Origin of the sequence: Lysinibacillus irui (genome assembly GCF_028877475.1) — a bacterium.
Lineage (GTDB): Bacteria > Bacillota > Bacilli > Bacillales_A > Planococcaceae > Lysinibacillus > Lysinibacillus irui.
Genome location: NZ_CP113527.1, coordinates 2838152 through 2851479, shown reverse-complemented (window position 1 = coordinate 2851479; position 13328 = coordinate 2838152). Strand labels below are relative to the sequence as shown.

The window sequence follows — 13328 nt, the reverse complement described above, 5'->3', positions numbered from 1 at the left end:
AAGTATGGATTTTGATATCCGAGAGATACGAGAATATTATGACTCAGAAACAAGAGACTATGATTTTAATGAATTAGTTAATTTTGGGGTAAGTGTTGAAAATGCTGAATTTATGATAGATATTGGAGTACCAAAAGAATTTGGTGATTTTGAGTTCTATGAATTCAGCAACTTCCAAAAAGTAGTGATTGAAAAAGTGCAATTTATCAAAGTGGGTCATTGCACGTCTTATGAATATGGACTTTACTTAAAAGAAGGGAGCGATGAGCTTTTTACTAGTTCTTCCTTACTTCATCCTCTAATTTATACGCTTAATCAGAATTTAAGAACGTTCTTCTTGTTTCATTTGATTAGACAAGAAATATCAACGGAAATGAAAAAAGAAGGTGTATATACTTCATATAACTATGCAATTGAGTTGAGGAAGGTGTATGAGCAAATTGACCCCATAGCAATGAAGGAAGTAGAAGGGTATTGGTCACATATGATAGAAGACTATGAAACTGGATTATGAAACCCTATGAATTACTTAATAGAGTAGTAGAGTCTGGGAGTCCAGGGTCATCCATCGAAGGAGGAATAAGATGGCTTTTACGTTTTATTACTAAAGAATATGAAGATAATGAAACCATTTAAAGTGTTGAGGATAGATTAAAACCTCTAAAGATTCTATCAAATAAAATAGAGCTACTAAAAATTGAATTACTTGAGAATGTCAATATACCCTTTAAATGAAAGGCATATACAGTTGTATGACTAGCTATGAATTTGTCTTACTTCTATGTCCTAATAGGATACTTTGTCGAAATAAATAGTTAAAGGTAGAAACGTTGTTCTAACAGCTTTTCTACCTTTTTAATTTCATATAATACGTGAATAAAAAAGGGATACATTCAAAAAAGAAACTATATAAGAAGTTAAACAAACAACGCTACAGCGGTTTTTGTCATAGTGTACGAAAGAGTGGCGAGTCCAACCCGAAAACATCTGACTCCAAAACGTCTTACTGGGGTACGCCGAAAGGGAAGGAAATGAAGCTAGACCCACATTCCGTGACATTTACCGCCAAGGAGGGTGCCGTCTTTCTACAGCTCCATCAGGACAGCGGCATCACTGTGCATAGGCCATCCTTGCTGGTCAAAGCCAACGACACGATCACCTTTGCCGGAAAACGTGTGTCCATGAGTGCAGCGGAGTCGATGCGTTTTACATGCGGCTCAAGCAGTCTAGTGTTTGATGGCAATACCGATATTCAGGGACAAGTAGTGACGATGGATGGCTCCATTAAAGCCCCTGTTTCCGTCGCTGCGCAAGAAGAGGAAGCAGACCTGGAGGCAGCCCTAGACGTCATGGGGATGATCCCTGTTGGTGGGGGTGATGCCTAATGGGTCTATTAGGATTAGCAGGAAGTTTACTAGGGATGATTCCGAAAGTAGGCTCCCCAAGTGGAAAGAAAAAAGGAAAGAGCGGCGGGTCGAAAGGAAAGAGCGCTAAGAAATCCTCCAAAAAGAAGAGCTCCACGAAGAAAAAACAACGGAAGTCCAATAAAAAGAAGAAAAAGAAAAAACGCAAGAAGAAAAAGAAGAAGTGGGGTAAATTCTTTACCAAGGCACGGAAGCTCTATAATAAACTAAGCAAAAGTAAAATAGCGAAACAATTTAAGAAAGTAGTAAAAAGAGCTGTCCTAGCGGGTAAGAAAACCTATAAACAAGCAGTAAACAAAACGAAAGCTGTTTATAACCAGACAAAGCAAGCGGTAAAGGAAGTAAAACAAACAACGAAGGAACTAGCCATCAAAACGAATTCAGCTGCAAAAGCGGTGATAAAGGACATCAAAAAACCAGTTGACAAGTCACTTAATAGCTTCAAAGAAATCGGCAAAGATTTCAAAAGTGGTCTGGACAAAAGAGCAGATAAAGCACTCGATTCTCCATATGATTTTGCAAATTATCTAACTCTAGGTGCAGTAGATGGTATTTGGTCTGGAGCCAAAGGTAGAGCAGATAAGATGCTCGATTCACCTTCTGATTTTTTCAATTATGCAACATTTGGTTTTACGGGGATGGTCCAAGGTGCGGTGAATCCAAAAGACCCATTATCGAAAGAACATTGGTTAGATAGTTTTGGCGTAGCCACGTCAGTGTTAGGGGTTAAAGGAGCGTCAAGTACAAAAACAACTGGAGTATCAAGTGGTAAGTCTACTAGTAGTTCGAGTAGTAAGGTTACTAGTAAGATTGATCATGTAGAAGAAACAGGACCACAACAAAATAAGATTCCTAGTAAAGATGTTTCTTTCAAGGTAAAAAGTATGGATCCTTCACAAATTAGATTTAGTCAAACTTCAGTAAATGGATCAGAGGCAATAATAAATAGCATGAAAGCCAATGGATGGAAAGGTGATCCTATTGATGTTGTAAAAATGCCAGACGGGAATTATACTACTATTGATAATACTAGAGTGGCAGCAGCTCGAGAAGTCGGTATTAATGTTGAAGCTATCATAAGAGATTGTAATGAACCTTTACCTTCTAACATGATCGATAGGTTCACAACCAAAAAAGGTGTGCCTGAAACTTGGGGTGAAGCCTTAGAGTTACGTGTTCAAAAACAAAAGGCGAGTTTTAGAAATGATAATCCAATGGGATCATATCAATTAGAGAAAATGAAATAGGAAGAAGTGAATATAAATTGACAACATACCATATAACTTCAGATATTTTTGAATATCCAAATTCTTATAATAAAATTGTAGAATTAAATTTAGTTGATTTCGATTTGTGGTATTTAATGGAATCTGGACAAGCGACCAGAAGATATTTTGATTTAAAAGAGAGATATCCTAATAGGAAATTAGTGCCTTTCGCTAGACAGGATTATAATGATGATATTGCGTGTTTTGAAATAGGAAAGGGAAGTAGAGTTCAATTAATACATGATTTTACTACTGAGGGGTTTGAACAAAAACATGAATTTGAAGATTTTTGGGCATGGTTGGAGTTTGCTATAAAAGAAATGGTTTTTTATAACAGGAGTGAAGAGGTTGAATGAACAAGAATATTATATTGAATTAAGCAAAGAAATTTCTTATGCTTTACGTCATGTACCTTGGAAATATGAATTAGAATTAGATGAAGAAGGTTGGGTACCGGTTGATCAACTATTGTCAGTTCTTAATCAATCAAAAAAATGGGTTAATACAACATTAGAAGATGTGCAACAAATGATTTTGTTATCTAAGAAAAAGCGCCATGAATTATTAGGAAATAAAATTAGAGCTCTATATGGACACTCTACTCATAACAAAATTATTAAAAAGGAAGTTGTACCACCTAAACGATTATTCCATGGAACTTCCCCAGAATTTATGAGTTTCATTAACGAAAAAGGTTTATTACCCATGTCTAGGCAATATGTCCATTTATCGGAAGATATTGAAACTGCTCACATGGTTGGCAAACGCAAGGCTTTTGAACCGATTATATTAATCGTCAATACTGAGGAATCTAGAAAAAAGGGAATTAAGTTTTATTTAGGGAATGAAAAAGTATGGCTTTCTGATTATATACCTATTGAATTTATTTCTGTTAAAAAATAAACTAGAAATTTAAAAGGAGTCAATAGCTAACATAATTAAAGTGGCTATTGACATTTTTATATTTTTCTAAAAAATTCTTCACTTGGTGACACTGTAAACAGCTTCGTTTTGAGGTTGTGAAGAGTAGTATTCTAATTTTGAAGACCAGATAAAAATTTGCCACAGTTTCTTAATGCGTAAAAATATGCCTTGATAGATAAATTTTCTATCGGGGGGTTTTTTTTATTTATCCATTATAAGAAATAAGTGCCTTGTACACTCATTTAAGAAGATACCTGGTTCCCTTATACCGCAGAAAGACATAGCTGCTTTTACAGCCCGCCAGAGGAAGGAGATAGCGTCCACCTAACCTTCCCGACACATCGTGAGGAAGCAGCGGTTGTTCGTCATAGTGTACGAAAGGGTGGCGAGTCCAACCCGAAAACAGCTGATCCCAAAACGTCTTACTGGGGTACACCGAAAGGGAAGGAAATGAAGCTAGACCCACAGTCCGTCACATTTACCGCCAAGGAGGGTGCCGTCTTTCTGCAGCTCCATCAGGATAGCGGCATCACTGTGCATAGTAAACCACCCTTGCTGGTCAAGCCAACGACACGATCACCTTTGCCGGAAAACGTGTGTCCATGAGTGCAGCGGAGTCCATGCGTTTCACATGCGGCTCAAGCAGTCTAGTGTTTGATGGCAATACCGATATTCAGGGACAAGTAGTGACGATGGATGGCTCCATTAAAGCCCCTGTTTCCGTCGCTCCGCAAGAAGAGGAAGCAGAGCTGGCCCTAGACGTCATGGGGATGATCCCTGTTGGTGGGGGTGATGCCTAATGGGTCTATTAGGATTAGCAGGAAGTTTACTAGGGATGATCCCGAAAGTAGGCTCCCCAAGTGGAAAGAAAAAAGGAAAGAGCGGCGGGTCGAAAGGAAAAAGCGCTAAGAAATCCTCCAAAAAGAAGAGCTCCACGAAGAAAAAACAACGGAAGTCCAATAAAAAGAAGAAAAAGAAAAAACGCAAGAAGAAAAAGAAGAAGTGGGGTAAATTCTTTACCAAGGCACGGAAGCTCTATAATAAACTAAGCAAAAGTAAAATAGCGAAGCAATTTAAGAAAGAAAGTAGTAAAATGAGCTGTCCTAGCGGGTAAGAAAACCTATAAACAAGCAGTAAACAAAACGAAAGCCGTTTATAACCAGACAAAGCAAGCAGTAAAGGAAGTAAAAGTAGCCGCAAAAGAAGCTGTTAAAGTCTATAAGTCGTTAGATAAAATGGAGCCACTCAAAATAAACAAGGACATGTCTACCAAAGAAAAAATCTTACGGACAGGGTTTAACATGAGCCTCCAACAAGCACAAAAATCTAAAGGCAAGTTCGATGCAACTGTAGATGTAGCTAAAAACACCTACAATGATGTGAAAAAATTAGTAACTGATCCGATAGGCGTACTAAAAGAAACGAAAGACAATTTGAAAAATTTTGCTTCCCATCCACTGGCAACCGTAAAAACTATGGCGGGTTCAGTAAAAGACTCTTTTGAAAAAGATGTTATTCATGGTAATGACTACTCACGAGCATACTGGGGAACAAAAGCAACCATAAATACAGCTACAGCAGTTGTTGGTACAAAGGGTGTTGGCACACTAACAAAAGTAGGGAAGACTTCGACTGGAGTAACAAGTGGTAAGTTTACTAATAATTTGAGTAGTAAGGGTACGATTAAAGATAGGGTATCAAATAGAGATATTGATAGGTATTATGAGAAAACTCAAAATATTAGAAGTGATATTAATAGGGAAATTGAAAAAATAATAAATTCTGATGAATATAAAAATCTATCAAATACACAAAAGAATAAATTAGATAGAAAAGTGAAAAAAATGAGTACTGCGAATGTTGCAGTAGCAGATGTGAGTATTTTAGGTATAAAAAAAGAATTCCAAGCACACAGTCAGATTCATTCTTCTGATAGTCTAGGTAGTAATGTTGGAGATTTCAGTTATTCCAAAACAGACAGATTATTGGAAACGTATGTTGATGATGGGTTTCCGCGATTCAATGACACAGAGGCTAAGATTCTTGAGGATATTGCTTCTCAAATAAAAGATCCTAATACGAAAGGTCGAATAGATTTGTTTACAGATTTAGATGCATGTCAAAGTTGTACAAATTTAATTATGGAATTCAGGAGAAAGTATCCAAATATCGAATTAAATGTTTATTCTAAAAATATGAGATAAGGATTGATGAGATGAATATGACAAGTTATGAATCAATAAAAAATTCTATAGTATTAGATTTTGAGGAATATATTAAAGAAGAGGGGTTAAATGTAGCACAGGTGGCAGCAAAAACTTTGGAAGAAGATTGGAGAATTGTGAATATAAGTTTATTTACTAAAACTTTATATTTTGTTTCTATTGCAATAGAGAGTTTAAAATACAAAGAAATTGCTGATTTTGTATATTCTAAATTAGATAGTTACCTAGTGAATACTAAATTTGAAGAGACTGTAGATGAGAATGATGTGGAACAATTGCTGCAAGACATTCGTATTTGTAAAGAATTAATCAACAAAAATAATTATGATATTAGAGAAACTAGCGATTCTACCAAAGCAAGGGTAGAATATATCTTAAGTTTAAAAATTGATTAATATTTTATAAGCGGTTGTTCCTGATATTTACTATTAAATTCTTTTATTAATTTAATTTGCTTGTAAGAGTTAAAAGAGGAAGAAGTTATAATATTTAATTGTCTTTTTGAAGATAGTTATTGAGTTGTTAAACCTTGACTGGTTATATGCCTTCAAGGTTTTTTCTTAACTCAAAGAAGTTTGTGGTTAAAAAATAATCTGATATTTGATTCATAAAATACCTTCTTCGATTCAAAAATTTTATGAAAATGTTCACGATGGTTTTTATTATTATGCGAGTGAGTCGATGGGCTTAGTTCCACTAGAATCAGTAACATATCTTGGTGATGAAGATATTGAATGGAGTATTATTGATGATTTAGAAGAACCGATAAAAATTAACCTAGATTCATCTTTTGGCTTTTTCACTAACGGTATGGGAAGCTATATAGCCATAGATTATACAAATTGTGTTGATAATAATGCAACCTTTTGGTCTGCGAAATTAAAGCCAAAATATAATATCAATTTTTGGAGTTATGTAGATGAATGGATTGTAATTGGATTTGAAAATTAACTTTGTAAAGGTATTTTTATTTTTTAAAAAATAAAAGCAAGATTTTTTAGAACCTAAAAATATTGTTAGGAAAATTACTTAAAGCACTTGATGTATAACACTCAACAAGTGCTTTTCGTGTTTTCACATTCGCGATAAATTACCCTTAAAAGAATTATAGTAACGTTGCAATATTGATGTAAATATTTCTGGGCTTAAGCCATAATTTAAAGCGCACAGTAGAGTTAACAAAGAATATGAAGCAGTTTAAAGCCCACACAGCGGTTGCACATCATAGTGCACGAAAAAAGGGCGACTAGTCCAACCCGAAAAGACTTACTGGAGTATGCCGAAAGGTACCACAAAAAAGGTTGTGAAAAAACAAAGGCAGCGTGTCGAAGGCAAAGTAACAGGTAAAGACCGCTGTCAAACAGACGAAGCAGGTAGTGAAGAAACAAGTACTACCAGCGATGAAAAAAGCTGCGAAAGCTACGACCAAAGCCGTGAAAAAGGCTGTACAACCAAAAAATCTGTTAAATACGCTCCAAACGGGCTTAGATATAGTAGGGATGGTCCCGGTTGTAGGAGAAGTAGCAGATGGCGTGAATGGTATTATTTATGCGGCAAGAGGTGACAAGGTCAATGCGGCCCTCTCCTTTGGCGCTATGATTCCAGTGGTGGGCAATGCGGCAACAGCTGGTAAATGGGTCAATAAAGGTGCGAAGGCAGCGAAGGGTATCAGTGAAAATGCTCAAAAAGCGAATAAAGGTCTTTTAGGCAATGTAAAAGAAAAAGTCAACAAGCAAGTAGCGAACGCCAAAACCCAGATCCAAGCAAAAGTAGACGAAGTCAAACAACAGCTGCGTCAACTAGGAGCACCGCAGATGGAGTTGGCAGGTGTGAATGTTGGACGGATTTCTGATACAGGAACGGTTGGAAAAAATACGTCCTCCTCGAGTCCGAAGCCGTCTAATTCCCAACCACCGCAAAATGGCTCGAATAAAAAGCCTAATGAGAATAAGGGTACGGATAAAAATACAACTAGGGTATTAAAACAAGACGAAGCTATAGATGTGGCAAGGAAGAAGCTTGCGCAAGAACGAGCAGAACTTCTTAATGGTAAATATATAGATCCAAATACAAATGATATCCATATTCCACATGTTATAACTGCTGCTGTTGATATGAAAACTGGAAAAACTTATACTGGTTATAATGGTGTTGGTACAGATTTAAGAACGGGAAATCCTAGATTCAATCCGACAGCATCGGATTTACACGATGATACTAAAAAGTTGGTGGAAAAAACTAAACAGAGAGCGATGGAAAAAGAAGGTAAAGATAGTTTTGAGAGATGGGAAGTAGAAAACTGTGCAGAAATTCAAGCAGTAAATCAAGCTTTTAAGGAAGGAGCAAAGCTTGAAGATATTATCTTGAGCACCATCTCTACGAAAAATGGTAAATACAAGGAAATGTGTGGGAATTGTAAAGTGACATTTGAGGAGTTTATTGTTGATATACCTTTTGGTAAAAAGTGAGGTTTTTAGAATGGAAAAACTATCAATAAAAACAAAAAAAATATTAAAACAATCAGGGTGGACACCAGAGCGAAAAAAAGATATTAGTTCACAAGTAAAATATTTAGAAGATAAAGGATATATAGTTTTCGATTGTGTAAAAGAGGCACTAGAGCAATTTGGTGAATTAAAGTGTATCTACGAATATAATGGAAAATTGGATGATTTTGTGATAGATCCGGAGGAAGGGCTGGGGGATTTAGACAGAAGACATTATAAAAGATATGAAGTTATAATAGGTGAGGATTTGGTTGTAATTGGTACTGCTTTTAGAGATAATGCAGTATTGTATATGTCTAAAGCAGGGGAAGTTTACGCAGTACGAGATGATTACTATATTTGGAAAATTGGTTGCGGAATATATGAAGCTCTCAACAATTTATGTGAAGGGAGAGAGTTAAAAGTAATACATGAAGAGCATTTAGAAAATTAAGGTGATAAGTATTACCTAGCGCTGAATGAAACCGTTAATTACACATAACTCATGTAATACACTTATGAAGATTTCGTCCTTTCATTTTTTCATTTGTACGCATATTAATGCGTGAATTTTTCACCTGAATAACGGTATTCCATTACAAAAAGCAGGTCGATTGTGGTTAGATAACTCCATGATAGACCTGTTTTTGTTATCTTCGTTTTTTTGAAGATTTTTCAAGAAAAGGGATGTATACTATCCAAGCATGAAAAATTACTGGAATGATGCAAAAACAAAGTTGGTTCAATTTATATTAATCAAAATTATTATGCATGGGTACCAATGGATGCAAATGTTGGAGAGATGTATGAAGTTATTGTTAAAGATGAAAAGTAAATTTATCAAGAACAGTAGGAACCATCTGAAATTGATAAAAAATATGTTACTACACAATAAGAGTACGTTAAATTGAATGAATGATAATATGGTGGTAGCTGGGAAAGACAACTGCCACCATTTTTTTAGATCAGTCTGGTTTTATAATTTAAGGGGACGGTTAAAGACAGACCATAAAGGGCTTAGATATCTATCTTAGGCTGTATTAATATACTAAACTTCAATTAACTGAAACTTTTAGTTTTTAAAGGCTTATTATTTGAATCAACAGTCTATGAAGGTAAGCATACACACAAGATTGGTTGCAATGAAAGCTATAGAAGACTGCTATAATTAGTAACTCGATTCATATTTACATACGAGAATGACAAAGCACTTGGCGATAAACAAGGATATAAATAGTTTTTTTAATTGTGTACAGTTAAAGATATCCTTGAATTTGAATTAATAACTCATGAAGGCTGGACCATCAAGGAGTATTATGTAAACAGTGGAAAGAAAAAACGCAAGAGAAAAAGAAGAAGTGGGGTAAATTCTTTACCAAGGCACGGAAGCTCTATAATAAACTAAGCAAAAGTAAAATAGCGAAGCAATTTAAGAAAGTAGTAAAAAGTGCTGTCCTAGTGGGTAAGAAAACCTATAAACAAGCAGTAAACAAAACGAAAGCCGTTTATAACCAGACAAAGCAAGCGGTAAAGGAAGTAAAACAAACAACGAAGGAACTAGCCATCAAAACGAATTCAGCTGCAAAAGCGGTGATAAAGGACATCAAAAAACCAGTTGTCAAGTCACTTAATAGCTTCAAAGAAATCGGCAAAGATTTCAAAAGTGGTCTGGACAAAAGAGCAGATAAAGCACTCGATTCTCCATATGATTTTGCAAATTATCTAACTCTAGGTGCAGTAGATGGTATTTGGTCTGGAGCCAAAGGTAGAGCAGATAAGATGCTCGATTCACCTTCTGATTTTTTCAATTATGCAACATTTGGTTTCACGGGGATGGTCCAAGGTGCGGTGAATCCAAAAGACCCATTATCGAAAGAACATTGGTTAGATAGTTTTGGCGTAGCCACGTCAGTGTTAGGGGTTAAAGGAGCGTCAAGTACAAAAACAACTGGAGTATCAAGTGGTAAGTCTACTAGCGGTTCGAGAGATACTACTAGTAAAGTATCAACTATTAAAGTCGAGTTTCATGAAAGATTTAGAGAATCTCATATCATCAAGGGTGATGGAATTAAAAAAAATGGAGTTAGTGGTGCTCATAATATAAATCATTTTTATGATACATTGAAGAAGACTGGTGTAAATATTGATGAGTTAATTGTTGGGGAACCATTAAAACACCCTCAATTACCTGGATTGTATGAGATAAATTACAGAGTCCCATCAATGAAATATGGACCAGAAGGAAATTTAGTACCTTCTGGTCAATTTAGGAACATTAAAGATCCGAAAACTGTGTATGATCCAAGGATTTATTCTGATGATCAGATAATTCAATTTGGTAAAGAAGCAATGCAAGAAGCCATTGATTCCAATAGAATTGTGGGTAGACAAGTCGTAGGGTATGCTCCGAATGGGATGAGATTCACTGGCTTTATAGATGATGGTAAAATAACTAATTTCTTTCCGTCTTTTGATTAATTAATGTTTAGGATGTGGTGTTATAATGTTACAAATAGATTCAAAAGAAGAGATAAAAGAGTTTATGGAAACATTTTTTGGGAATATGGGCGTGAACAAGTTTATCAGAGTTTTAAATGAATTTAAAAATAGGACAGGTTTTGGTATGGAGAATATTCATATATTATTTTATAATGATTTTGAAGAATGGGATGAGTTTCGTTGTAAAGAAAATGAAGTTTCCTTAATTATGGAATACCCAGCAGTTGCAGAAGATACTATAGGATATACAGACTTTTTGCAGCTTTATATTTTTTTGGTTGCTAAAAGCAAAAATTATATATTAAAACAACCTGAGCTGCTTGAAGAAATTAATGAACTTTTAAAAGAAGTTAAAAATGCATTCGGACTGGAATAATTGTAATATTTAATAAGAGTGGGCTTTTTAATAAAATCTATTTAAGAAAAGATATCTGTAAAACTATGGAAATATAATTTTAGATATTATGTTTATGATAATGGTTTTATGTAGAGGGAAATTACTCTGATTTCTCATAGAATCTTGATTGGCAAAATAAAGTGACCCCATAAGGCTGGAGGATTTAGTTAGAAGAAGATATAAAAATATACTTAGTGACGATTTGGTTGTCATTGGTACTACTTTTAGAGAAAATGCAGTATTACGTGAAGGTTACTGTTTTTGGAAAATTGGTGGCGAAATATATGAAGCTTTCAACTAATAGTTAAAAGCAATTTATGAGTAGCGTTTAGGAAATAAAGGTGACAATTATATACCTAAAGCTGAATGAAACAATTAATTACGCATAACTCATACTCATTTATTACACCTATTATGATTTCATCATTTCAATATGCATAAAAATGCATTGATTTTCCATATAAATAAAGACATTTCGTTACAACAAGCAGGTCGATTGCGGTTCGGTTATTTTAATCCGCTATAGACCTGCTCTTTGTTATTTTTTAGATTTTTTATGAAAACAAATACAGTAGAAAAGAAAATTAAAAACCAAGCAGGGGGCTGATTTATTTAAGTATGGAACAAGAAAAGAGTCTACCATGAAATTACAAAAATTGTGGATGAGATATAAGCGGAAAATTAAGTGAAAATCTTATTCATCATGATCAGGAGCAAGGGTATTCTTTTACATTCTGAGTTTGAACAAATTGCAAATTGATCTACCTCTAGGCAGTAGATGGCATTTGGTCTGGACCCAAAGGTAGATCAGATACGATGCTAGATTCACCTTCTGATTTTTTCAATTACGCAACATTTGGTTTTACGGGAATGGTCCATGGTGCGGTGAATTCGAAAGACCCATTATCAAAAGAACATTGGTTAGATAGTTTTGGCTTAGCCACGTCAGTGTTAGGGGTTAAAGGAGCATCTAGTACAAAAGTAATTGGAGTAACAAGTGGTAAGTCTACTAGCAGTTCGAGTAGTAAGGGTACGGGTAATAATAGTAAAAATATTGGTGGAACTAATAAATTTAAATTTGTTGAAAATGTAAAAAATCATTTAATAAATCATTTAATAAATGTTGAAAATGTTAATACTAAAAAAGGTATTGTTGGTGGTCACAATATGGATGAATTTAATAAAGCATTGAAAAGTCAAGGTTTTAATCCAAATGATTTAATTGTGTCTAAAAAGCCGCACCAATCAATTGAAGGAATTTATGAAGTAGAGTATAAAATACCTAAAAAAGATATGGCTGGTAATATTGCTGAACCAGTATCATATAAAAATATCAAGAATCCTAAAACAGTTTATGACCCATCGAAAATTAGTGATGATAAAATTTATCAATGGGGACAAGAAGCAATGCAGAACGGAAAAGTAGATGGGAGAATTGTTGAAGGAACTGCTTCAAACGGTTTAAAATTTAGAGGATACCTGAATGAAGCCGGTGAAATAACAAACTTTTTCCCTATTATAGATTAACTAAAACATGATGTGATTTGAAGGTGAAAATGAAATGAGTAGAGAATATCAAGTGAAGGAAAGTAAAGAAGATATTGATAAATTAATGCTAACATATTTTAATTTCATAAATGGAAAATATCTAGAAAAAGCATTAAAAAGCTTCGCCGAAAGAGAAGGATATGGACAAGAGGTAGTATTTTCCTTTTTCCAATCGGATTTAGATGAATATGATATTGCACAATTACCAAGACCTTTAGATGAAAAACATGTATTAATAGAATTAGGTTATCCAGCGGTTGAAATTGAACAAATGGCCTTTTTGGATTTTCAAACATTTTACGACTATTTGGACAAAAATGTGAAAAAAGAAGTGGAAAAAACTCCAGAGAAAACTGAGTTGATAAATTTATTAGCAGAAGTGAAACGTAGCTTATGTTTATAACTAACTAAAAAGGCATTTTATCAAGTGAATTGAGTGATAAACTTTTATGAATTTACTATGAATTATTTAATAACTGATAACAATCTAGTTGTGTTTTATAAACTGATATTGTTGTAAAGGTCATTTAAAAAAGGATTTATTCAACTACGAGATA

At 34.5% G+C, this 13328-nt stretch carries 15 protein-coding genes and 1 pseudogene; all 16 read left to right on the top strand.

Features of this window, described 5'->3' with window-relative positions; genetic code table 11:
• Positions 1 to 4 precede the first annotated feature (4 nt).
• Positions 5 to 514 (top strand): hypothetical protein, encoded by a 510-nt coding sequence (locus tag OU989_RS14400; protein ID WP_269898139.1) that lies wholly within the window; start codon positions 5 to 7, stop codon positions 512 to 514.
• Between the two features lie 667 nt (positions 515 to 1181).
• Entirely contained in the window at positions 1182 to 1385 is a 204-nt protein-coding gene (locus tag OU989_RS14395; RefSeq protein WP_237898250.1) for a hypothetical protein, read from the top strand.
• Complete coding sequence (locus OU989_RS14390) at positions 1385 to 2671, top strand: hypothetical protein (protein WP_274793709.1); 1287 nt, start codon at positions 1385 to 1387, stop codon at positions 2669 to 2671. The genes OU989_RS14395 and OU989_RS14390 overlap by 1 nt, the downstream gene beginning before the upstream one ends.
• 17 nt (positions 2672 to 2688) lie before the next feature.
• On the top strand, positions 2689 to 3048 hold the full coding sequence (locus OU989_RS14385) for a hypothetical protein (protein ID WP_274793708.1): 360 nt from the start codon (positions 2689 to 2691) through the stop codon (positions 3046 to 3048).
• Positions 3041 to 3595 (top strand): RNA 2'-phosphotransferase, encoded by a 555-nt coding sequence (locus OU989_RS14380; RefSeq protein ID WP_274793707.1) that lies wholly within the window; start codon positions 3041 to 3043, stop codon positions 3593 to 3595. The genes OU989_RS14385 and OU989_RS14380 overlap by 8 nt, the downstream gene beginning before the upstream one ends.
• A gap of 623 nt (positions 3596 to 4218) precedes the next feature.
• Positions 4219 to 4416, top strand: a complete 198-nt coding sequence (locus tag OU989_RS14375; protein ID WP_274793706.1) for a hypothetical protein — start codon at positions 4219 to 4221, stop codon at positions 4414 to 4416.
• A complete protein-coding gene (locus tag OU989_RS14370) occupies positions 4416 to 4730 on the top strand; it encodes a hypothetical protein (RefSeq protein WP_274793705.1) in 315 nt (104 codons plus the stop codon). The genes OU989_RS14375 and OU989_RS14370 overlap by 1 nt, the downstream gene beginning before the upstream one ends.
• Before the next feature lie 148 nt (positions 4731 to 4878).
• Positions 4879 to 5820: a deaminase domain-containing protein gene (locus tag OU989_RS14365; protein WP_274793704.1), complete on the top strand. Its 942-nt coding sequence runs from the start codon at positions 4879 to 4881 to the stop codon at positions 5818 to 5820.
• Between the two features lie 17 nt (positions 5821 to 5837).
• The gene (locus OU989_RS14360; protein ID WP_269898137.1) at positions 5838 to 6236 is read left to right on the top strand and encodes a hypothetical protein; all 399 of its coding nucleotides are present in this window, start codon (positions 5838 to 5840) and stop codon (positions 6234 to 6236) included.
• A 214-nt stretch (positions 6237 to 6450) separates the two neighbouring features.
• A pseudogene (locus OU989_RS14355) lies at positions 6451 to 6792 on the top strand (SMI1/KNR4 family protein); the annotation flags it as partial.
• Between the two features lie 425 nt (positions 6793 to 7217).
• Entirely contained in the window at positions 7218 to 8309 is a 1092-nt protein-coding gene (locus tag OU989_RS14350; RefSeq protein ID WP_274793703.1) for a hypothetical protein, read from the top strand.
• Positions 8310 to 8319: 10 nt separating this feature from the next.
• The gene (locus tag OU989_RS14345) at positions 8320 to 8781 is read left to right on the top strand and encodes an SUKH-3 domain-containing protein (protein WP_012295132.1); all 462 of its coding nucleotides are present in this window, start codon (positions 8320 to 8322) and stop codon (positions 8779 to 8781) included.
• A gap of 1004 nt (positions 8782 to 9785) precedes the next feature.
• Complete coding sequence (locus OU989_RS14340; RefSeq protein ID WP_274793702.1) at positions 9786 to 10805, top strand: CdiA family toxin C-terminal domain-containing protein; 1020 nt, start codon at positions 9786 to 9788, stop codon at positions 10803 to 10805.
• Positions 10806 to 10830: 25 nt separating this feature from the next.
• On the top strand, positions 10831 to 11202 hold the full coding sequence (gene cdiI / locus OU989_RS14335; RefSeq protein WP_274793701.1) for a ribonuclease toxin immunity protein CdiI: 372 nt from the start codon (positions 10831 to 10833) through the stop codon (positions 11200 to 11202).
• 837 nt (positions 11203 to 12039) lie between these two features.
• Entirely contained in the window at positions 12040 to 12750 is a 711-nt protein-coding gene (locus OU989_RS14330; protein ID WP_274793700.1) for a CdiA family toxin C-terminal domain-containing protein, read from the top strand.
• 34 nt (positions 12751 to 12784) lie between these two features.
• Positions 12785 to 13174: a ribonuclease toxin immunity protein CdiI gene (locus OU989_RS14325; RefSeq protein ID WP_274793699.1), complete on the top strand. Its 390-nt coding sequence runs from the start codon at positions 12785 to 12787 to the stop codon at positions 13172 to 13174.
• The last annotated feature ends 154 nt before the right edge of the window (positions 13175 to 13328 follow it).

Excerpts from the sequence above, each read along its gene's own strand:
- OU989_RS14400 (WP_269898139.1), top strand. The coding sequence starts at position 5 with ATGGATTTTGATATCCGAGAGATACGAGAATATTATGACTCAGAAACA.
- OU989_RS14395 (WP_237898250.1), top strand. The coding sequence starts at position 1,182 with ATGAGTGCAGCGGAGTCGATGCGTTTTACATGCGGCTCAAGCAGTCTA.
- OU989_RS14390 (WP_274793709.1), top strand. The coding sequence starts at position 1,385 with ATGGGTCTATTAGGATTAGCAGGAAGTTTACTAGGGATGATTCCGAAA.
- OU989_RS14375 (WP_274793706.1), top strand. The coding sequence starts at position 4,219 with ATGAGTGCAGCGGAGTCCATGCGTTTCACATGCGGCTCAAGCAGTCTA.
- OU989_RS14370 (WP_274793705.1), top strand. The coding sequence starts at position 4,416 with ATGGGTCTATTAGGATTAGCAGGAAGTTTACTAGGGATGATCCCGAAA.
- OU989_RS14365 (WP_274793704.1), top strand. The coding sequence starts at position 4,879 with ATGTCTACCAAAGAAAAAATCTTACGGACAGGGTTTAACATGAGCCTC.
- OU989_RS14360 (WP_269898137.1), top strand. The coding sequence starts at position 5,838 with ATGACAAGTTATGAATCAATAAAAAATTCTATAGTATTAGATTTTGAG.
- OU989_RS14345 (WP_012295132.1), top strand. The coding sequence starts at position 8,320 with ATGGAAAAACTATCAATAAAAACAAAAAAAATATTAAAACAATCAGGG.
- cdiI (WP_274793701.1), top strand. The coding sequence starts at position 10,831 with ATGTTACAAATAGATTCAAAAGAAGAGATAAAAGAGTTTATGGAAACA.
- OU989_RS14330 (WP_274793700.1), top strand. The coding sequence starts at position 12,040 with ATGCTAGATTCACCTTCTGATTTTTTCAATTACGCAACATTTGGTTTT.
- OU989_RS14325 (WP_274793699.1), top strand. The coding sequence starts at position 12,785 with ATGAGTAGAGAATATCAAGTGAAGGAAAGTAAAGAAGATATTGATAAA.